We start from the raw sequence: 20,520 nt of genomic DNA, 5'->3' as shown, positions 1-20,520 counted from the left end.
AAGTTGCAACTGCCTCCACTGATAGAAATCAGTGGAGTTTTTTATTGGAATTCAGAATCAACAGCTTTTGAGTAATGCCTGACAAATTCTATTCGCCAAGCATTTTCGTCCTACTTTAGGAGCAAGTAATAGAGTTGCCCAGTGGCATTAATCAAGCCAGCTTCATTGCCAGCTTGTACACCTGTTCCTGTAAAGATATCAACTCGACCTGCTCCAATAATTGCGCCTCCGGTATCTTGGTCTAAAACGAATCGACTCACCGATCGCTGTTCAAGCTGCTTCTGTGAATTCGCGATCGGTAATTGCGTCTGAATTAATGCCAATGCCCCTGGTGGCATCAAAGACTTATCTGTGGCAATGGAGCGATCGCCCGTCAGCGGAACGCCCAAACTTCCTAACGCAGGCGCACCAAACGTATTTCTAAAAAATACAAACCGCCGATTTCGAGGCAGATAGACATCTAAATCTTTGGGATTTTCCTGAAAATACTTCAGAACATTCGGCAAATTCAAATCCTCTAATTTCAGCTTGTTATCTTTAATCAGTTCCCGCCCGATGCCGCTGTAAGGCTGATCAGTAATTCCGGCAACGCCGATCGTCATCGTCGTTCCATCCGTGAGATTCAATCGCGCCGATCCTTGCACTTGAATCAGGAATGCCTCCAAGCGATCGCGCATCCAGACTAATTCTGCACCCCGCAATTTCCCCTGCTTGCCTTGTAATCCATCCGCTCCTTCTAATTCCAAGCGAGTCGGATGCGGCTTTTTCCACTGCGAAAATCCGGCAGGTAGCGCATAAAGCGGATATCGATATTCCGCTGTTCTTTTTCGACTTGCCGTGTGAACAGGCTCGAAATACCCCGTAAACGCAACCGTGCCCTGATTGTCTTTCCCGGTTGATTGATAAACAGTAAATTCTTTTGCGATCGCCGCTGAAAGTGCCGCCTCAGATTTTGCAGTCAGGAGTAATTGGCGAAATCGTCTCAGACTTCGGATCACACGATCGCGCGTAATTTCTTTAACCGGATAGTTCTGATACGCCTGAATCGCTTTCGAGGTCTGAAGATATCTCAAACTCTGATCAATTGCGCCGAGCACAGAGCGGCGATCGCGCAAAATCTGATCATCTACCGCAACGGTAGAGGGTGCGATCGGTTTAAGCGGAACTTGAGCGGGTTTGGCAGCAGGTTGAGTCGTAGGTTTGGGCTGTGCAAGTAAGGGGATCGCAGGCACACTGAGAAAAAGTAGACTTGCAAGAATCAGCGATCGTTTCATGGGGAGAACTGAACATGGGGTAATCAAAACCGACAATAGATTACCCCTACAAGTTCCACAGCAGCAAGTTAATAGCGATCCACACTGCCTGCAAACAGCGGTTCAACTCTCAAGCTAATGACGCGCGCCGGACGAACGACCATGTATTCGCCTTGGATATTTTTAATCGGAACGCTAATAAAATCCTCAGAGGCAGCTTTCGGCATCAGTTCGCCGCTGTACCACTTCTGAAACTCTTGAATCGTTGGGAAACGCACCTCTTCCCGGTGTCCTCCCTCCATCATGATATGCACGGAAAATTCGCTAGGCGTTCTAGGCATCTGAGTTTCCTCTCAATTGAGCGATCGTCTTTTGCATCGCAGGACAGACTCAGTATGGGCGGAGTGTACAAAGAACTATCAGGTGAGGAGGGGAGAGACAGCAGATTAAGCTTCGAGACATTAAATTATTCCGTTATCTCTGTTACAGAATTCTGCCTGTAATTTTTAACTTTTGAATAGTGAATTTTAGCGATTCGTGAAACGCATCAATTCCATTCAGAAATTAAATATAAATCCTGTAAATGTGGCGAGAATGACCTTCTATCTTTAGAAAGAAAGACTAGAATAAAAAGTGTCAAATTTACTTCATAAAAACGTGGCAACAAAGTTCTACCGAATTGCAGGAAATTTGCAAAGAAAGTAGTAATCTCGTAAAAATTGTTACAATCAGTGAAGCTATTTTGATACATAACTATAGAAACTGGTCTGTCAACCGGATTCTGAATTGTAAGCTTCGCCCGGAATGGCTTCATTTCCTATAGTCGTCACTTCACGGACGGAATCCTTTACCTCTACACATCTCTCACCAGTCCAAGGAACGTTTCAGCATGAGCTTTCGGAAACCTGGTGGCTCCGCGCCAGAGCGCGATCGTCACAGTCACAACACTATCGCAGTTTCAGGATGGGTTTATCACCCCCTAACCGCCTCTACACCTTACTCTCAACCAAGTCGTAAGTCCTTTGATCTCCTTGCCCCCCTGCGCCGCAAGTTAGACAACCTCCAAGTTACAAATCCAGAATTTGCTCACTTCATCGCAAAATCGATTCCAGCCCAGTGTCCATTCGAGCGAACGGTTTCGCTCTTTGGCAAGACTCTCTTTCACATTCCGCCTCTGTGCAAACTGAATCCGTTATACGAAGAAGTCGTTGGATTACGGTTCCGCGCATTGTGCTATCTCGCTGATGAATGCGGCGAAGATATCGGTCAATATTGTTAAAGTTTCAAATTCTTGTCTTGTACAGCGGCTTCTCCCGGAGCCGCTTTTTTATTGCAATTAATTTCAGGGCTTTACACGCTGCAATTTATATTTCTAAATTTAGTCATTTACAAGTAGAAATATAGATTGAATTGGGTGCTTCTAAGACTCTAAACTTTGGTTTCATGCCCTAGATCTTTGGGGACAAAGTGGTATCTTTGAAATTGAGGTTAGTGAATAACTTCCCTGGCAGATCAAACAGCCAAATCTAGTTAAATAAAGAGAGGTACAACTGCTGTTTCACTTTATATCTGTCTCGTCCAACAACACCCAAGACCGAAATTTGATATTTCCTCTTCTGGCATAGCTGAGAGTCTTTAACAAGTCGGCGCTTAAAATTAAGTATCCAATTTGTTCAACTCTATCTAGAATGGATTAATGTGAGGAAGTCACTCAGAGAGTAAGACTTGGGTGTTGTTGTAATTTTAAAGAGAAGGCAGATTTCAGCATGGCGATTATTGCTCTCAAAGCCTGGTATTTGGAACAGTATGAACCCATTCGGGAACTAGAAAAACGTCCCCACGATTTGAGGTTGAGCAAGAATAGTTTGCTGAAGTCGGGCTTGCGGGCTGATTTTTTAGAAGATAGCGATGAGGTGAAAAAATCATCGTGGTTCCAACGCTATCTCCTCGGTGAAATTGTTGAATTCTATATCGAAGGAAGCGGCGGTTACGCAATTTCTAATATTGATCTGTCGAGCCATGAAATCTATTTCTCAAAACAAGAAGTCATGGCGAATTTGGAGCCTGAAATCTTCTTTTCTTATCAAAATGAGTTTGATGAGTCGAGCGATCTGATCCGCGAAGAACTGATTTCTGTCGTAGAAAGCTTGAATCGTCGATCGCGCTTACCTCTAACGCTACGCGAATCCCATCGGCTGAGCGAAGGCGCAATTCGGCTCAATAGTTCTCTGATGCGATCGATTCGGCAGTCCTTATTATTTATTGGCGATGCAACTTCGATCGCTGAAATTTCCGATACGCCTCCGCTGCTCATTCCCAGTCCAAAAGTATGTATCGAGACGGGATATGCCCTGAGCAGTAAGCGAACCGAGCAAGTTCTGATGGTACAAATGGAGCGATCGGACATGCCGGGATATTTTCCGTTTGATGTGCCGAGTCAGAATCGGTTGACGTTTAAAGATAAGACCCAATTGCGGAAATTATTGCCAAAAGCCATTGAGTCTCAACTGCATCGATTTAACTTGCTATAGATGTGCAACTTCTAATGCTGGCGGTTGAAACTGCTCAATCTGCGAACTATAGCAATCCTAAATTGGTTGTGAATCGCAAGATTGGTCGTGCCCCCTAGCCCCCAAGCTTGGGGGAACAAGACTCTTAGCCCCCAGAATTGGGGGTTTGGGGGCGTGCCTGGATCTTACAATTCAAACCGGATTGCTATAGACGGAATTTTCGAACGATCAGAATTTTTCGATCGTCGATCGGAGTCACAATGCGTCCTGCATTAGCCTAGCGTTCTCTTGATCGGATCAAAGACTGCTCGTTTCGCCACATAGGGCTGACCTACCGAAACTCGTGGCAAGCGATGCTTAAATCCACACAGAATCTCCCAGGAAATTGTTCCTAACAAATTTGCCCAATCATCTGCCAAGATTTTTTCGTTCCCATCTTGTCCAAGGAGTGTCACCACTTCTCCTTCTTGCAACGCTGGAATATGGCTCACATCCAGCATGAGTTGATCCATCGTGATCGAGCCAATTTGCGCTGCCTGTTGTCCTCGGACTAAAACCTTCATCTTGTTCGAGAGATTACGCGGCACTCCGTCGGCATAGCCAATCCCAACCACCGCGATCGTCGTGTCTCGATCGGCAACAAATCGATGCCCATAACTTACCCCAGTCCCCGGCTGAATCCTTTTAACCTGGGTCACTCGCGCTTTGACTTGCATCACGGGGCGGAGATCCAACCGCGACGCTGGCGGTAAGTGCGAACCCGATCGCAAATGCTCTGCTGGATACAATCCATATAAAATCAGCCCCGTCCGTACCATGTCATAGTGCAAACTCGGATCAACCATCGTTCCGGCTGAATTGGCTAAATGAAAGCGGGGATGCTTGCCCGCTCCGTCATATCCACAGGCTCGAATCGCTGCTTCGTAACGTTTTTGCTGTTGTTTTCGGATCGTGGGATCGAGATCTTCAGCCGTTGCCAAGTGGGAATAAATGCTATTGATCGACAAATTCGGCAAACCCTTGACCAACTGCACAAACTCAACCGCCTGCTCCCACGATGTCCCCAATCGAGACATGCCTGTATCAAGTTTGATATGAACGGGCAGAACGCTGCCTCGAACCGATTCTGAGTAGACCAAAGCCTGTTTGGGAGTGCAGAGCGTGGGTTGAAGCCGCCAATGCTCGATCGCTCGAATTTGATCAGCGGTATGAGTCGCGCCTAAAACCAAGATCGGCGCTTCAATCCCCGCTTCTCGCAATTCAATGCCTTCTGGGATCGTCGCTACACCAAGCCAGCTTGCCCCTGCTTGTAGAACGGTCTGCGCCACAGTCACAGATCCATGACCATACGCATCTGCTTTGACCACTGCCATTAATTCAGTCTGGGGAGACATCAGGCTGAGAATCTGCTGCACATTATGGGACAGTGCCGCGAGGTCAATCTCAACCCAAGCTCGCTCTCGCTGCATCAGAGCAATACTCGAACTTTGATCCCAACTCAACATCACGTTTACTCCTCGATCACACCATTCATCCTGACAGTTTAATCGTCACTTCTCTTTCACAATCGGGAAATATAGCGTTTAGCTGCGTTCCTAAGTGTTGAACATGTCAACTCCCCGATCTTCGACCCATCGCTTGACTTTACTTTATATCGTTTCTCTCGGTACAGTGGCATTCCTAGCGCTTTTAGGTCAAGCGATCGTCCAATCGATGCTGTCTCAACAAAAGCAAAATGCAACAGTCGTCGAGATTGCAAGCCGACAGAGAATGCTAAGTTGGCAGTTACGAGAAGCGACTTTGGCACTACAAATTGATTCGACTCAAAGTAATGCGACACAGATTCAAGAGATTGAAAACATTCTCCAAGAGTGGGAGGTTGCCGATCAAAAAGTTCAAAGTGCAATTCGGGAAGCCATGAGTTTTAGCAGGTCTGGCAATGAGATTCGCAATCAAGCGGATGCCCTTGTCCCCTCGCATCGTCGGATTCGGCAAGCAGTTGAAGCGTTGATGCAACTGGAATCGGGTCGGAAGCGACCTGCTCAAACTTTATACTATCTGAAGGAAATTCGAGAAAGTGGGAAAGAATTTTCTGAGCGGATTAATCAGTTGCTGTTGTCTTACAACCAGCAGGCACAAGAAGGAATTGCACAACTCCGAGCGGTAGAACTGAGTCTGTTCGGATTGCTGATGCTGATCTTGCTATTAGAAGGAATTTTGGTGTTTCGTCCTGCGGTTGATCAGTTGCAGAAGGCACTCAATGATCTGGAAGCTTCCCTGTCGATGACGCAAGAGACTGCTCAACAGCTGGCAGCAGAACAAGCCCAGTCCGAACGTCTCCTGTTGAATATTTTGCCAAGCCCGATCGCGCAACGGCTCAAAGAAACGCCCGATGAGATTCAGCCGCATATTGCCGATGGCTTTGGAGATGTAACAGTTCTATTTGCGGATATTGTTGGCTTTACCAGTTTGTCGGCTCGAACCTCGCCCCAGGAGTTGGTGGGGTTATTGAATCAAATTTTTTCGCGCTTCGATCGCTTAGCAGAACAGCATGGATTAGAGAAAATTAAAACGATCGGTGATGCGTATATGGTCGTGGGCGGATTACCACATCCGAGTGACGATCATGCGATCGCAGTCGCGGACATGGCAATTGACATGCAAAAGGCGATTAATCAATTCAATTTAGAGACGGGCGAAGCCTTTAGCATTCGGATTGGAATGAATACGGGTGCAGTCGTTGCGGGCGTGATTGGGTTGCGGAAATTTATTTATGACCTGTGGGGCGATACCGTGAATATTGCAAGTCGTATGGAGTCTCACGGAGTTGCAGGTGGGATTCAAGTCACAGAAGCAACTTATCTGCGGCTAGTAGAGACACATCATTTTGAGCCACGAGGAGTGATTGAGGTAAAAGGGCGCGGAGAAATGATGACCTATTGGTTAAAGAACAGAAAAGATGTTTCCGTTGCAACATCAGAAACCAGCGTTTTATGACGCTCCGGTTGCTCAATGCACGAACAAGCTTGACTCTGCTAATGTCCAGCACTCACGCCTGAGGCTTTAACCTTCTTGAAAAATAGCACTGCAATACCGCTGACGAGCAATGCGAATCCGATGAAGTAAAAGCAATCATTGAACGCTTGAATATAGGCTTCACGACGCACAACATTATCGATCGCGGCTAATGCCTGATTTTGAGCGGAGGCTAAATCCGAACCTCGACTGACAAAATATTGTGTCAGCTGATTCAATCGCTCTTGAGTGGCAGGATTGAAATTAGAAATACTTTCTCCTAAACGGTTGGAGTGAAATTGCTGGCGCTGAGTGAGGAGCGTTGCGATCGCGGCAATACCAATCGACCCACCCAAATTTCGCATCATATTAAACAATCCAGACGCTGATCCCGCTTGATTAGGCGCTAAGCCCGCTGTCGCGACTGTCGAAAGTGGAACCATAATCAAAGGCTGCCCTGCCGCCCGAACCAGTAAAGCAGTTCGCAATTGATCCATCCCGGTCAAATTCGTAAAAGTCGAATTCATAAAACAACTGACAGCAAACAGACTCACCCCAACTCCAATCAAGAGCCGCACATCCACGATTTTCATCAACCGGGGAACAAACGGAATCACCAGTAATTGAGGAAATCCAACCCACATCAGCACTTCACCGATTTGTAGCGCGTTGTATCCCTGAATCTGTCCTAAGTAAAGCGGCAAAATATAAACTGAGCCGTACAGTCCTAACCCAAGTGCAACGTTAATGACACTGGCTAGTCCAAAATTGCGTTCTTTGATCAATCTGAGATCGATAAACGGTTGCCTCCGAGTCAGTTCAATCCAGAAGAAAATACTCAAGAAGATTACAGCAATCACGGCTAATCGAACGATCAAATCAGAGCTAAACCAATCTTTTCGACTGCCTTCTTCAAGCACGACTTGAAAAGATCCAAGCCCGATCGCCATCGCAATCACGCCACCCCAATCGCCATCCCTTAAGCGATCGAGCTGCATCGGGCGGGAATCGATTGCATACCAAACGGCTGTGAGCAATAACACGCCTGGAATCAGATTGATATAAAAAACATAGTGCCAGCTAAAGTTTTCAGTTAACCAACCTCCGAAGGTTGGCCCGATCGATGGTGCAAAGGTTGCTGTAATACCAAACAATGCCATCCCAGTCGGTTGTTTCGACGGTGGTAAAGTCGTCAGCAGCACAGTAAATGCCATTGGAATCAGCACACCACCCGTGAACCCCTGAAGTGCTCGAAACACAATCATCGAGGGTAAATTCCAAGCAAATGCACACAGGATCGAGAAAAGAATGAACAGAGAAGCATTGACGAGGAGATAGCGACGAACTGAGAAGATCTGCGACAGCCAACCTGTCAGCGGAATCACCACAATTTCCGCAACTAAGTAAGACGTCGAAATCCAAGATCCTTCTTCTAGAGTCGCTCCGAGAGCGGCTTGGATATCTCTTAACGAGGAATTCGTAATTTGAATATCCAACACTGCCATAAATGCACCCAAGACCGTGCCAAATACCCCGATCCACGTTTTCAATGAAACCTGATCTCGATCGCTAGCAGTAATAGACACGCAATCCTCCAATGATTAGGGATGAGGTTGATAGGGATGAGGTTGATTGTATAGGCCGAGGCACGGTTTCATCTTGTGAAGGGATTGGCATCTCGCGCTTTCGCAACCGCATGGCAAACAGCCCTGCAATCACAGCGGCATAGCTAACCGTATCAATCGCAAAACAGGCGGGAATGCCCACTGCTGCGATTAATAATCCCGCGATCGCAGAACCCATCAATCGCGCTCCACGAAAAATCGAAGAATTGAGCGCGATCGCATTTCCTAAATTTTCTGGTCGATCAACTAAATGCACGACAAACGACTGGCGCGCAGGAATATCGACCGCATTGACGCAGCCTTGAAACACACTGAGCGCAATAATATGCCAGAGATCGATCGCGTTGCTAAACGCTAAAACAGCTAACAGCAAAGATTGCAGCATGGACAGAGCCTGAGTCGCAATCAAAGTATGTTGACGGTTCCAACGATCAACTAAAACGCCTGCAAACGGACTCAAGAGGAAATTCGGAATTTGCTGCGCGAATCCGACCACTCCCAGAAGTAATGCAGAATTCGTTAAGTGATAAACCAGCCAAATTAAGGCAGTTTGGCTCATCCAAGTTCCAATCAAAGAAAGTCCTTGCCCCATGAAAAACAGGCGGTAGTTTCGGGATTCGAGCGCGCGAAACGTCTCTGGAAACTGCATCTTTTAAGTTTCTGAGGAGTGCGCCTCCCAGTGTGAGCGTTTTCAGAGATGGCAAACACTCTCTATCGACGGATTCTGCCAATTAGTCATGGTTTTCGACGGGAATACGATCGGCGATCGAAAATTGATTTTTACCCGATCGTTTAGCGTGATACATGGCTTCATCTGCCTTCTCGATAAGTAGTTCCAAATCATCTGCATGTTCTGGAAAGATCGCAATCCCGATGCTCGTCGTCACCAATAAGGTCTGTCCCGAAATGGCAAATGCTTGTGATAAACGGCTTAAAATCTTTCTAGCGATCTGCGTCACGGTCAGAATGTCTGGAATTGCGGGTAGCAGCACAACAAATTCATCCCCGCCTAAACGCGCGACTGTATCACTCGTTCTTAAACAACCGCTGAGCCGTCTGGCAACTGCCTGTAACAGCAAATCACCAATTGCATGTCCTAATGTGTCATTAATCTGTTTAAATCCGTCTAAATCGAGAAACAGTAAAGCGGTAATTTGATTACTTGCCTTCGTCATCTCGATCGCTTGTTTGATCCGTTCGTACAACAAGATCCGATTCGGTAATCCAGTTAACGCATCATGATTGGCAATATAGTTCAATCTGTCTTGCGATAAGCGTAGTTCCACATTTGACTGATATAACTCTTCGGTTGTTCGTCTCAATTCTTCTTCAATCGTTTTCCGTTGTGTGATGTCGCGAATGACACCGACTAAAAATAGATTTCCAGCCGCATCTTTGTGTAGCGATCGCTTTGTTGCAATGTGGTAAGTCACACCATTCGTACTTGTAAATTCTTCTTCGTGCTCTAATTCATTCTTGTATCTGAACACTAATTCATCCTGCTGGTGAAACACATCTGCTTCATGTTCTGGAAAAATTTCGTAATCCGATTTCTCGATTAATTCTTCGAGCGGTTTTCCAAGTAATTTAGAATACGCTTCATTCAGAACTACCCACCGATGCTCAGCATCTTTGACAAATACCGGATCAGGAATGGAATTAATCACACGCGAAAGAAACTCTTTCGATCGCTTTAACTCTTCTTGAGAATGCGCGATCGCAGCAATCACAACCGTGGCTGAAGTGACTAAAGTAATCGCTGCGGGCACAAAGGGCACAATCCACCCTGCCAGAAATAATCCGTAGCAAATTCCGGTAAGTCCCCCACCTAGCAAAACGACTGCCAGAAAACTGCGCTGAGGAGAACGCAGTCGCCAACAAACACTAGTGCCAATTAGCGCCCATGTCCAAATCCAGATGTATTCGACAGGCTCACTCCAACTTTTCAAAAGCCTGCGCTGCCCGAGTGCCACGTTCAAAATTTCGCTAATAAAATTCGCCTGAATTTCCACCCCTGCCACTTCGATAGGCGTACGAGTGAAACCTCCACTAAAGGGTGTGGCTGAAAAATCTTTTAAGCTCGGTGCGAGCGAGCCAATCAAAACAATGCGATCGCGCAACTGCTCGGCTGGCACTTTTCCATCCAAGACATCTTGCATCATCACCGTTCGGAAATGTCCTGCCCCACCTCGAAAATTGGCGATGATCTGATATCCCCCATCATCTGCATTCACATAAACCCCATCATTCTGTTGAAATCGGGGAAATATCGCTTGTCCAAGCTTTAGAATTTTGGCATCATGAGGCGCTCCCTCTTCGCGAATGCCTTGGTTTTCGAGATAGCGCAGCGCTAACATCATCGAGAAACTCCGAAATTTCTGACGATTTTCAAACCAATATAGGACTGCCCGTCGAATCTTGCGATCAGGATCGAAGATCACATTGTTAAATCCAACTTGTCCCAGCTTCTTGAGCGTTGGAGAAGCTGCAACACCTGGACTTTCAGGATCAGGCATTTTCTGAATGCCGATCAGATTCGGCATGGTTTGAAAGGCTCTTTCGAGTTCAGCATTGCCTTCTCTGACGGCGTGATCGCGGTAAATATCCAGCCCGATCGCGCGCGGCTTGGCACGCTCAACTTGGGTGAGCAATGCGGCTAAGGTGCGATCGTTGAGCGGCCATCCATGCTGTTGTAATTCTGCTTCTCGAATACCGACAATCACGATGCGATCGTCAATTGGCTCCGCCGGACGTGCCTGAAAGAAACTATCAACATAGCTTAATTCCCAGGGCTGTATGATTCCAGTGGTTCGCAGCCCAATCACACTGCCTGCGATTGCAGAAGCTGGAATCCAGACTCTGGCAGTTTGGCGCAGCGTTGTCTTGACTCTGTTCCAAATTTCTTGCCACGGCGCAAATTCTTTGATCATTGCAGTTCACAAACTAGCCTGACGGTACGTACGAGCGCTGAGAACTTCATCATTTATCTGCAATTTCTTTATTCTGCCTTTGCCTAGCCGACCTCAGCGTTAAGTTAGCTTAGTCGAGCAAGGGTCGGGTAAGTCGCCCTTGCGAGCGGGTAGCCAGTACAAGGGGGCTTGTGGCTGGCTACCTTCTTTAATGAATCGCCAGTTGAAATTGCTGGAAGGATTTTATCATTTCGACTCGAGGTTCTGAATCGATTCGATCACTTGTACCGCTAACTGGGTGTGATTGAGTCGATCGACTTCGCGGATTCCGGTTGGGCTGGTGACATTCACTTCGGTCAAGTAGCCCCCAATCACATCGATGCCGACAAAGAAAAGCCCATCTCTTTGCAGTGTGGGAGCCAGCATTTTGCAGATGGCTTTTTCGCGATCGGTAATGTCGGTCTGGGCACTTCTGCCCCCAACTGCCATATTGCCTCGAAATTCATTGCCCGTCGGGATGCGATTGACGGCTCCGATCGGTTCACCATTGAGCAGAATAATCCGCTTGTCGCCGTCTTTGGCTTCGGGCAGATAGGTTTGCACCATGATCGGTAATGTGCCTTGCTGAGTGCTGATTTCAATCATCGAGTTGAGATTGCGATCGCCCGCTTGCAAGAACAAAATTCCTTCGCCCGCTTTTCCGCCTAACGGCTTTAAAACGGCGGTTCCTTGCTGTTCTAAAAATTGCAGGATGACGCGCTTTTCTTGCGTGACGATCGTTTCAGGAATCGCCTCAGTGAATTGCAGCGCATACATTTTTTCATTCGCGGCGCGGATTCCTGACGGTGAGTTGATCACTTTTGTTTTAGCCGGATTAACGTAGTCGAGAATATACGTTGCATAGAGATAGGCTGTATTGACCGGAGGATCAGTGCGCATGAAGACTGCATCCATGGTTTCGAGAGGAAGAAACACAGGTGCTTCAGTTTGAAACCACTGGTCAACTGCAATCCACCGATTTTCGCCGAGGGTGACTGGGACAAGTGTGACTCGCTCTAAAGTCGCATGGGCTTTGCCTTGAACGACACTGAGCCGATTCGCCTGTGTGATCCAGACTTCGTGCCCAAGTTGCTGGGCAGCTTCCATAAATGCCACGCTGGTGTCGTGAGTCGGGTCGAGGCGATCGATCGGATCGATGATAAATGCAATTTTCACAGCAGCTCAGTCCGTTAGAGAAAAGTGGGTAGAGTGGGAATTGGAGTCACCAACTCCCAAATTGATCGAGACATTGATCTAGGCAGCAAGCAGCGGATCGAGTTTGCCGGATCGATCCAAGGCGTGAATGTCGTCACACCCTCCGATGTGCTGATCGTTGATAAAAATCTGTGGGACAGAGCGGCGACCGTTTGAGCGTTCTGCCATTTTTGCCCGTCCGGGTTCGTCGCCATCGAGACAATATTCGGTGTACTGCACACCTTTGCGATCGAGTAACGCTTTTGCCCGAATACAGAAGGGACAGGCACTCCAGGTGTAGATTTCAACGTGAGGAGTCATACAAATTTCCTAGCATTAGCAACATTTGTTAATTTTAGACATACTCGGTCGCTTCGCGACGAACCCAGCCATTTAGTGTAAAACGGCTGTCGGCAAAATTGCGCGATCGACAAGAAATCGGTAAGACTTCATGCAGGCAATGGCTCGGAAAGAACACAATCCGATTATTCACGGGCTGGATGTCTCGGTAAGTCTCTGCTTGAACGTAGTGTCCATTTTCGATTCGCATGTCGTAAAGCCGTAATGCTCCGCCTGAGAAGTTTGTCGGTTCTCGGTTGAAATAATAGACATACGACATGGTTCGAGTTGCTGCATCTGGGCTACCGTTATCGTTATGGATTTTGTAATAGTGACCGTCGTTGTGAGCGGTGAGTTGAATCTCAATTTGTGAGATGGCAAAGGGTTCGATATTCCAGGCATGGAACAGACGCGGCAGGAGCGGTGTGATTTTCTGAATCATCCAGTTTTCGTACGCTTCAAAGTGATAGAGAATCCAGGATTTGCGATAGTCGAGGTCGCCAGTTGCAGTGCTGGTTGGGACAAAATCAGCTTCGCGATCGAGTACATATTCCAAGAGATTCAGACGATCCTCATTGGCGAGGAAGTGATCGATTTGGAGAAATTGAGCGGGTTGGTCAAAAGACATAAATTTTGCGATCGTCAACGATGCTATTTCACACGAAATACGATCGCAAAGACTCAACAATTTTCAAAATCGGATTTAAGCCGGATGATAATCTCGTGCAGACGGATCAAATTCCCGATTTGAAGACCGTCCTGGATCGTAGCCTTCATTACGGACGCGACGGCGGAGATCTCCCAAATCTGGAGACGCTTTCACGGCATCTTCAGGCGTAATTTTGCCGAGTAAGATCAACTCACACAACGCTTGGTTCATCACTTGCATTCCTTCATTGGTGCCAGTCTCCATCAATTGGAATGCTTCGATATCATTGCCTTTGAGCAGGTAATCTTGCATTGCAGGTGTATTGAGCAAGATTTCATGCACCGCAGTTCGATGTCCGTCTGTCGTCGGTAACAATTGCTGAGCCACAACCGAAATCAGAGATTCTAAAATCTGAACTCTCATCGCGTCCTGCTCATCCGGCGTATAGATATTCAGCAGACGATTCACAGTTGCGATCGCGCTTTTTGTGTGCAGGGTTCCAAGGACTAAATGCCCAGTTTGAGCCGCTTTTAAGGCTGTATCGACCGTGACGCGATCGCGCATTTCCCCGATCAAAATTACGTCTGGATCTTCGCGCAAAACCGCTCTGAGTGCGTGTTCAAACTCATGCGTATGCAGTCCGACCTCTCGTTGGCTAATCAGGCAATTCTGCGAGGTGTGAACATACTCAATCGGATCTTCGATCGTGACAATATGGCGCTGATCGGTCTCGTTCAAGTGGCGAATCATTGCCGCGATCGAGGTCGATTTTCCGGAGCCAGTGGGTCCTGTGAGGAGAATCAAGCCTTGCTGATAGCTGACTAGATGTTTGAGCACTGAAGGTAAGCCCAGTCGATCGATCGTGGGAACCTCTAGACTAATCAGACGAAGTACGATCGCGCCGCCCGTCAAACTCTCAAAGCAGTTCACCCGGCAGCGGACGAAACCAGGATAGAAGATGGCGGTATCAAGTTCTTTCTCTTGCCGAAACCGTTCGCACTGTTCGGGAGTGAGCATCTCGGCTAAAAAGCGATCGAACATGTCGGGGGTGACTGCGGCTTGATTTTGCCGGATCATTTGCCCTCGAATCCGATAGCGAACGGGTTCACCCACGCGCAGGTGAATATCAGATGCCTGTTTCGCATACGCATCTTGAACGAGTTGTCGAATCGTCGGCACTGAACTCGGTGGCATCGATCGCGGCGTAGCGGGAACTGGATTGCGTTTGGCTCCGAGAGGAATGGAAGGAGGAGGAACCGCAACAGGTTCAGTCAGCGATCGAGAACGCGAGCTAGATTTAACCGACTCGTCAAAAGGATTTACTTGTGTCATATACTCAGGCTTCCGTATTTCGCCGGGATCGAGGGGAATGGGCAAGTTGACGAGGGGGCGGCTAGAGAAATACTCTGATTCCCCAGACTGTACCTGATGTCATGGCATCGTAGAAATACGGAGAGAAAAAGTTTGCAGAAAGTTTTTGTACGGATAAAGCACTGAGGCTGTGATCAGCTGAGCGAAAAATTCCGGGAAACTCTTCATCGAAAAGGTTCTCTCGGTTCACAGTCTGGTGCATTCTGAAATCACGTCCCTTTGCAAAGCCTTTACAGAACTCTCATGCGTATTTCTCGCCTTACAGACTGGCTCGAATCTCATTGGATCAATCCGGCTTATAGCGGTGGGTTGTTGGCGGGGATGGGCATTTTCTTCTTTCTCGCGGCGACGAATTCGATGTCCGGTTGGCTATATGTCATGAGCGGCGTTGTGTTAGCGCTGTTGGCGATCGCGGCTAGTCTCTCCCGACGAACGCTGTCCCGATTATCGATCACCCGCCGTCCAATTCAGCCCGTGAGTGTCGGTGAGAATTTAACGATCGAGTTGTTTATTCAAAATCCGACTCGACAAAGAAAAACTTTGATTCAAGCAACCGATTTCATTCCGTCTGTCTTCGGCAAGCCTGTTGAAAAGGTTGTGGAATTGATTCATCCGACCACTCCTTATTACTGGGTTTACCAGCATCGAGCCGAGCAGCGGGGAATTTACCGCTGGCATGAAGTGCAACTGCGAACGGCAGCTCCTTTGGGTTTGTTTTGGTATCGCAAGACGTTTCGAGCCGATGCGATCGCGGTGATTTACCCACAGGTTTTGCCGTTGAGCCGCTGCCCGTTGATTGATCAGATCGGGCAAGAGATGAGCTTGCAAATGCAGTCGCAGCGGGCGCAGAATTCGACGCAGGGCATCACTCGATCGCTGCGTCCCTATCGTTGGGGCGATCCGATGCGGATGATTCATTGGCGCAGTAGTGCTCGGTATGGCGAGTTGCGCGTGCGAGAGTTAGAGATTCTAACCAGTGGGCAAGAGATTGTGATTGCCTTAGATAGTGCGGCAACTTGGGATCGTGAAGCATTTGAGCAGGCAGTCACGACTGCGGCATCGCTGTATTTTTACGGAGAGCGACAGACCTTGAGCATTCGAGTGTGGACAGCAGAATCTGGGGCAATCCGGGGACGGCAACTGGTTTTGGAAACCTTAGCAGAGGTTCAGCCGCATCAGGATGTGAAATCAGATCGGTTGCCTGAAGGAACCATCGTTTGGCTGACGCAGAATTCGAGCAGTTTGAATACACTTCCGAGTGGAAGTCGCTGGGTCTTGTGGGGACAGGGACAGACGACAGCGAACTTGGGAATTCGGGTGGAACAAGAGCGATCGCTGCAGGCGCAGTTGCAAGATAGTGTTTAGCGATAAAATCACAGCATGGACACAGACATCCCAGAAGAATTTTGGCAGGGAATCGAGCAATTTAATCAGGGCGAATTCTACGCCTGCCATGACACCTTAGAAGCGATTTGGATCGAAGCTCCTGTCGTCGATAAAAAATTCTATCAGGGCATTTTACAGATTGCGGTGGGACTCTACCATTTAGGCAATTACAACTGGCGCGGAGCCGTCATTCTGATAGGGGAGGGATTAAATCGATTAAGCGACTATCAACCTGAATATGGTGGGATTGAGGTTGAGCAACTCGTAGAAGATGTATCAGCCTTACTCAGTGAAATTCAAGCCGCAGGACAAGATCGCGTTGATCAAATCGTTTTGACTGACGATCCACCACTTGAATCTGTCGATAAAATTTTTCTCCGTCCACCAATCATCCAGAAAATCACAGCAAATCGTTGAAGAGTCATGTATATAGAAACTTGTCTTCGTGATCGCTCGTCTTGAAATTTATTCGCACGATCGCCCGATGTCAAAGAATTCATTGATCGCATACGCTTAACTTTCTGATAGTGATATATTCGATTCGTCCTGTTCACCCTCATCCCCAGTCTCCACTCATGTCTCGCTTCTCCGTTCGTTCTCTCCTAGTTCTGCCGATCATCGCCGCTGCTGTGCTTGCGAATGGACGTGTTTCTATCGCTCAAGCACCCGCAGGCTCGACTCCGCTTACCTTGCGCGCCAATAGTACTGAGGCAAACGCGAAAACAGGGGTTGTCGTTGCAAAAGGTAACGTCCAGATTAACTATCCTGCTCGTCAGATTCAAGCCACTTCTGCTCAAGCCATTTATTACAGCAACGAACGCCGGATTGTTCTGCAAGGGGATGTCTACGTCTTGCAACAGGGCAATAGTTTGCGGGGAGAAACGATTACGTATTTAGTCGATGAAGGGCGGTTTGTGGCGCTCCCTCAACCGAATAAACAAGTAGAAGCGGTCTATTTGATTGAAGCACCTGCGGCTCCTGCTTCGCCTGCACCTGCGGCTCCTGCTCCTTTTAGCCCACAATCTCAGTTTCGGTCGAGTCGTTAACGAGTTACGTCCCCTCTTTTTCAGGTTTTAGGAGCGGGTTTTGAGAATCGTTCTAGAAAATATTCACAAATCGTTTGGCGATCGCCCAGTGGTGAATCGCGTCAGTTTGTCTGTGGGTCAAGGTGAGATTGTCGGGCTGCTTGGTCCCAACGGAGCCGGAAAGACGACGACGTTTTATATTGCAACTGGGCTAGAAAAGCCAGACAGCGGTAAGGTTTGGTTGAATGATAAAGAAGTGACGGATCTCTCGATCGACAAACGCGCTCATCTCGGAGTTGGCTATCTTGCTCAAGAAGCGAGCATTTTTCGCTATTTAACCGTACGAGAAAATATTCTACTCGTGCTGGAGCAAACCAAGGTTCCGCGCTGGCAGTGGAACGATCGCTTAAACAGTTTGCTGAAAGAATTTCGATTAGAAAAAGTTGCCTCTTCGCTCGGAATTCAAGTGTCGGGTGGAGAACGTCGTCGGACAGAACTCGCGCGGGCTTTGGCAACAGGGGTAGACGGACCCAAATTTTTATTATTAGACGAACCGTTTGCAGGCGTTGACCCGATCGCCGTTGCTGAAATCCAAACGATCGTGGCGCAATTGCGCGATCGCCATATGGGGATTCTGATCACCGATCATAATGTGCGCGAGACGTTAGCCATTATCGATCGCGCTTACATCATGCGAGATGGTCAGATTCTTGCCTCGGGCAGTGCTGAGGAACTTTACAACAATCCCTTAGTCCGCCAGTATTATCTCGGTGACAATTTTCAACCCTAGATTATGTCTTTAGCTCCTACCCGCGCACCGATTTCGGTTCTCGATCGCTATATTGCTGGACAATTGACGGGTCCATTTATCTTTGGCGTGGCAGCGTTTACATCGATTCTGGTGTCGGTAGGAGCGGTGTTTGATCTGATTCGCCAGATGACAGAAATGGGCTTGCCGTTGTCGATCGCAACTCGCGTTTTTCTCTTGCGACTGCCAGAGTTTGCTAGCCTTTCTTTTCCAATGGCAACCTTGCTTTCGACGTTAATGGTCTATAGTCGGCTTTCGACTGACAGTGAGTTGATTGCGCTGCGAAGTGTCGGGATTAGCATCTATCGACTGGTTGCACCTGCGATCGTGTTGAGCTTTCTCGTTTCTGTGATGACTTTTGGCTTTAATGAAGCAATTGTTCCGGCAGCAAAATATCAAGCGACTCAAACGTTATCACAAGCATTAAAGCAAGATAAGCCGAAGTTTGATGAGAAGAATATTGTCTTTCAGCAGTATCGCGATGAGAAGCAGCCCGATGGAAAGAGTGTACAAATGCTCGATCGGATTTTTTATGCTCAACGATTCGACGGGCAGCAAATGAAGGGCTTAACGGTGCTGGATTTCTCTCAAAACGGGGTGAATCAGATCATTAGTGCAGATTCTGCTCGCTGGAACTATGAGGATCAAACCTGGGACTTTTTCAGTGGCACAATTTACCTAGTTGATCCGAATGCGTCTTACCGCAATATTCTCAAATTCGAGCGGCAGCAGATTCAATTGCCCCGAACCCCGCTGGATTTAGCCACTCACAAAACTGATTCGGCAGAGATGAATATTGCCGAAGTTCAGGATTATCTCCAATTGGTCAACCAAAGTGGCGATGAGAAGCGCGCCAATCAATTGAGAATGAGAATTCAGCAGAAAATTGCCTTTCCATTTGTGTGCTTGGTTTTTGGATTAGCAGGTTCGACGTTGGGCACGAAACCCCGACGAGGCGGCAGAGGTGCAAGTTTTGCGATTAGTATTTTGATCATTTTTACTTACTACCTGCTGTCGTTTGTTTGTGATGCGTTTGGGCGGTTGGAGATTTTCACGCCGATCTTGGCAGCTTGGTTGCCGACTGTGTTGGGACTGGGGGCAGTGAGTTGGCTATTAGTACGGGCAGCAAAATGATGGACAAGCCTTTGTTTTTGCGCGACCTTTGGTACTATGCGCTGCCGGGTGGAAGTTTGAAGCCGGGACAAACGATCGCGAAAACCCTGCTCAATGAACCGATTTTACTCGGCAGGACTCAGGCGGGCAAAGTCTTTGCACTGAGAGATATCTGTCCGCATCGGGCTGTTCCGCTGAGTTGCGGGCGATTTGACGGTACTGAGGTGGAATGTGCTTACCACGGCTGGAAGTTTGACGCAGCCGGACAATGTACTGCGATTCCAGCGTTGACTGAGGATCAAGCGCTAGATTTTTCTAAATTTCGAGTGCGATCGTATCCAATTCGAGAAGCACAAGGCAATATTTGGATTTACATCGGAGAGCAGTCTCCCCAAGATGAGCCGCCTCAAGTTCCTGGCTTTGACACGACGTATCAAGCCGCTGTTGTGATGAACTTTCCAACGTACTTAGATCATGCGGTAGTCGGGTTAATGGATCCAGCGCATGTGCCTTTTGTGCATCGAGCGTGGTGGTGGCGGGCTGATCCGACCCTGGCAGAAGAAGTAAAAACGTTTGATCCGTCTCCGCTCGGATTTACGATGCGGCGGCATAAATTAGAGCGATCGACCCTTCTCTACGACTTAGTAGGTGGTGATCCAGAAGTCGAAATCTCCTTCCAACTTCCAGGAGTACGATTTGAGCAAGTGATTACAAAGCGACATCGAGTCTGCAATCTAACGACGATGACTCCGCTGAATGATACCGAGACAGAAGTTACTACGCTCTTTTATTCAACAATCCCTTGGTTCAATCTGTTGAAGCCCTTTTTACTTCCGCTCACTCGAACATTCTTGAATCAAGATCGAGACATGGTCGTCAAACAGAAGATTGGATTACAGCACAATCCAGGCTTGATGTTGATCAAAGATGCAGATACTCAGGCGCGATGGTACTACCAATTGAAGGCAGAATTTGCGCGATCGCAATCTGAACATCGAGCCTTCATTAATCCTGTCAAAGAGCAAACTTTGAGATGGCGAAGCTGATTGACTGACAATAAAGGCGAGGAGCATTTTCCATAACAGTAATTGAAGTGGTGTGGTAATACCAAATCTCCAAAATATGACTACAGATGATATAACTCAGATGTAGCATTCCGTCAGCGACGATGGCAGGCGTTTACAAGCTAGAGATTCAAGAAAGCGCTGAAGAACTGAAACAACTACTCAGGGCACAAACCACGGCGACAGGTAAAGAACGGCTCCAGGTGCTGTATCTGTTGCA

The 20,520-nt window shown here is 47.7% G+C and carries 19 protein-coding genes; 9 read left to right on the top strand and 10 right to left on the bottom strand.

Annotated elements, in window-relative coordinates:
- Positions 1 to 110: 110 nt before the first annotated feature.
- Together mltA and J0L70_RS29750 are read right to left on the bottom strand one after the other, a co-directional pair.
- On the bottom strand, positions 111 to 1,274 hold the full coding sequence (gene mltA, locus J0L70_RS29755) for a murein transglycosylase A (protein WP_287456976.1): 1,164 nt from the start codon (positions 1,272 to 1,274) through the stop codon (positions 111 to 113).
- A 68-nt stretch (positions 1,275 to 1,342) separates the two neighbouring features.
- Positions 1,343 to 1,594, bottom strand: coding sequence for a hypothetical protein (locus J0L70_RS29750; RefSeq protein ID WP_026149006.1), 252 nt, complete (start codon positions 1,592 to 1,594; stop codon positions 1,343 to 1,345).
- Positions 1,595 to 2,142: 548 nt separating this feature from the next.
- Between J0L70_RS29750 and J0L70_RS29745 the strand changes: the two genes are divergently transcribed.
- Positions 2,143 to 2,532: a Mo-dependent nitrogenase C-terminal domain-containing protein gene (locus tag J0L70_RS29745; protein WP_190649665.1), complete on the top strand. Its 390-nt coding sequence runs from the start codon at positions 2,143 to 2,145 to the stop codon at positions 2,530 to 2,532.
- Positions 2,533 to 3,019: 487 nt separating this feature from the next.
- Positions 3,020 to 3,784 (top strand): hypothetical protein, encoded by a 765-nt coding sequence (locus J0L70_RS29740; RefSeq protein ID WP_287456975.1) that lies wholly within the window; start codon positions 3,020 to 3,022, stop codon positions 3,782 to 3,784.
- 251 nt (positions 3,785 to 4,035) lie between these two features.
- Here J0L70_RS29740 and alr read toward each other — a convergent pair whose 3' ends face one another.
- Positions 4,036 to 5,268: an alanine racemase gene (gene alr / locus J0L70_RS29735; protein WP_287456974.1), complete on the bottom strand. Its 1,233-nt coding sequence runs from the start codon at positions 5,266 to 5,268 to the stop codon at positions 4,036 to 4,038.
- Between the two features lie 103 nt (positions 5,269 to 5,371).
- Here alr and J0L70_RS29730 point away from each other — a divergent pair, with 103 nt between their 5' ends.
- Positions 5,372 to 6,760 (top strand): adenylate/guanylate cyclase domain-containing protein, encoded by a 1,389-nt coding sequence (locus J0L70_RS29730; RefSeq protein WP_190649671.1) that lies wholly within the window; start codon positions 5,372 to 5,374, stop codon positions 6,758 to 6,760.
- A gap of 38 nt (positions 6,761 to 6,798) precedes the next feature.
- Here J0L70_RS29730 and J0L70_RS29725 read toward each other — a convergent pair whose 3' ends face one another.
- The 7 genes from J0L70_RS29725 to J0L70_RS29695 form a co-directional block, all read right to left on the bottom strand.
- The gene (locus tag J0L70_RS29725; RefSeq protein ID WP_287456973.1) at positions 6,799 to 8,364 is read right to left on the bottom strand and encodes an MDR family MFS transporter; all 1,566 of its coding nucleotides are present in this window, start codon (positions 8,362 to 8,364) and stop codon (positions 6,799 to 6,801) included.
- On the bottom strand, positions 8,348 to 9,052 hold the full coding sequence (locus J0L70_RS29720) for an MFS transporter (RefSeq protein ID WP_287456972.1): 705 nt from the start codon (positions 9,050 to 9,052) through the stop codon (positions 8,348 to 8,350). Before J0L70_RS29720 ends, J0L70_RS29725 begins: the two co-directional genes overlap by 17 nt.
- Before the next feature lie 82 nt (positions 9,053 to 9,134).
- The gene (locus J0L70_RS29715; RefSeq protein ID WP_287456971.1) at positions 9,135 to 11,333 is read right to left on the bottom strand and encodes a CHASE2 domain-containing protein; all 2,199 of its coding nucleotides are present in this window, start codon (positions 11,331 to 11,333) and stop codon (positions 9,135 to 9,137) included.
- Between the two features lie 225 nt (positions 11,334 to 11,558).
- Complete coding sequence (gene gshB / locus J0L70_RS29710) at positions 11,559 to 12,527, bottom strand: glutathione synthase (RefSeq protein WP_287456970.1); 969 nt, start codon at positions 12,525 to 12,527, stop codon at positions 11,559 to 11,561.
- Positions 12,528 to 12,605: 78 nt separating this feature from the next.
- Positions 12,606 to 12,866 carry a glutaredoxin 3 gene (grxC, locus tag J0L70_RS29705; RefSeq protein ID WP_268179608.1) on the bottom strand — a complete coding sequence of 87 codons (261 nt, stop codon included), beginning with the start codon at positions 12,864 to 12,866 and terminating at the stop codon, positions 12,606 to 12,608.
- A gap of 34 nt (positions 12,867 to 12,900) precedes the next feature.
- A complete protein-coding gene (locus tag J0L70_RS29700) occupies positions 12,901 to 13,512 on the bottom strand; it encodes a 2OG-Fe(II) oxygenase (protein WP_017291107.1) in 612 nt (203 codons plus the stop codon).
- 75 nt (positions 13,513 to 13,587) lie between these two features.
- Positions 13,588 to 14,865, bottom strand: coding sequence for a type IV pilus twitching motility protein PilT (locus J0L70_RS29695; protein WP_287456969.1), 1,278 nt, complete (start codon positions 14,863 to 14,865; stop codon positions 13,588 to 13,590).
- A gap of 282 nt (positions 14,866 to 15,147) precedes the next feature.
- Between J0L70_RS29695 and J0L70_RS29690 the strand changes: the two genes are divergently transcribed.
- The 6 genes from J0L70_RS29690 to J0L70_RS29665 all read left to right on the top strand — a co-directional run bounded on the left by J0L70_RS29690 (position 15,148) and on the right by J0L70_RS29665 (position 20,282).
- Entirely contained in the window at positions 15,148 to 16,269 is a 1,122-nt protein-coding gene (locus tag J0L70_RS29690) for a DUF58 domain-containing protein (RefSeq protein ID WP_287456968.1), read from the top strand.
- Between the two features lie 15 nt (positions 16,270 to 16,284).
- Entirely contained in the window at positions 16,285 to 16,707 is a 423-nt protein-coding gene (locus J0L70_RS29685; protein ID WP_017291110.1) for a DUF309 domain-containing protein, read from the top strand.
- Between the two features lie 158 nt (positions 16,708 to 16,865).
- Positions 16,866 to 17,336 carry an LptA/OstA family protein gene (locus tag J0L70_RS29680; protein WP_017291111.1) on the top strand — a complete coding sequence of 157 codons (471 nt, stop codon included), beginning with the start codon at positions 16,866 to 16,868 and terminating at the stop codon, positions 17,334 to 17,336.
- A gap of 40 nt (positions 17,337 to 17,376) precedes the next feature.
- Positions 17,377 to 18,105 (top strand): LPS export ABC transporter ATP-binding protein, encoded by a 729-nt coding sequence (lptB, locus tag J0L70_RS29675; protein WP_017291112.1) that lies wholly within the window; start codon positions 17,377 to 17,379, stop codon positions 18,103 to 18,105.
- Positions 18,106 to 18,108: 3 nt separating this feature from the next.
- The gene (locus J0L70_RS29670; protein ID WP_017291113.1) at positions 18,109 to 19,257 is read left to right on the top strand and encodes an LptF/LptG family permease; all 1,149 of its coding nucleotides are present in this window, start codon (positions 18,109 to 18,111) and stop codon (positions 19,255 to 19,257) included.
- Positions 19,254 to 20,282 (top strand): Rieske 2Fe-2S domain-containing protein, encoded by a 1,029-nt coding sequence (locus J0L70_RS29665; RefSeq protein WP_287456967.1) that lies wholly within the window; start codon positions 19,254 to 19,256, stop codon positions 20,280 to 20,282. The genes J0L70_RS29670 and J0L70_RS29665 overlap by 4 nt, the downstream gene beginning before the upstream one ends.
- The last annotated feature ends 238 nt before the right edge of the window (positions 20,283 to 20,520 follow it).

Source organism: Leptolyngbya sp. UWPOB_LEPTO1 (assembly GCF_017302695.1).
Taxonomy (GTDB): Bacteria; Cyanobacteriota; Cyanobacteriia; order Leptolyngbyales; family Leptolyngbyaceae; genus Leptolyngbya; species Leptolyngbya boryana.
Note: the sequence above shows the minus strand (reverse complement) of the source record. Positions and strands in the feature narration are given on the sequence as shown.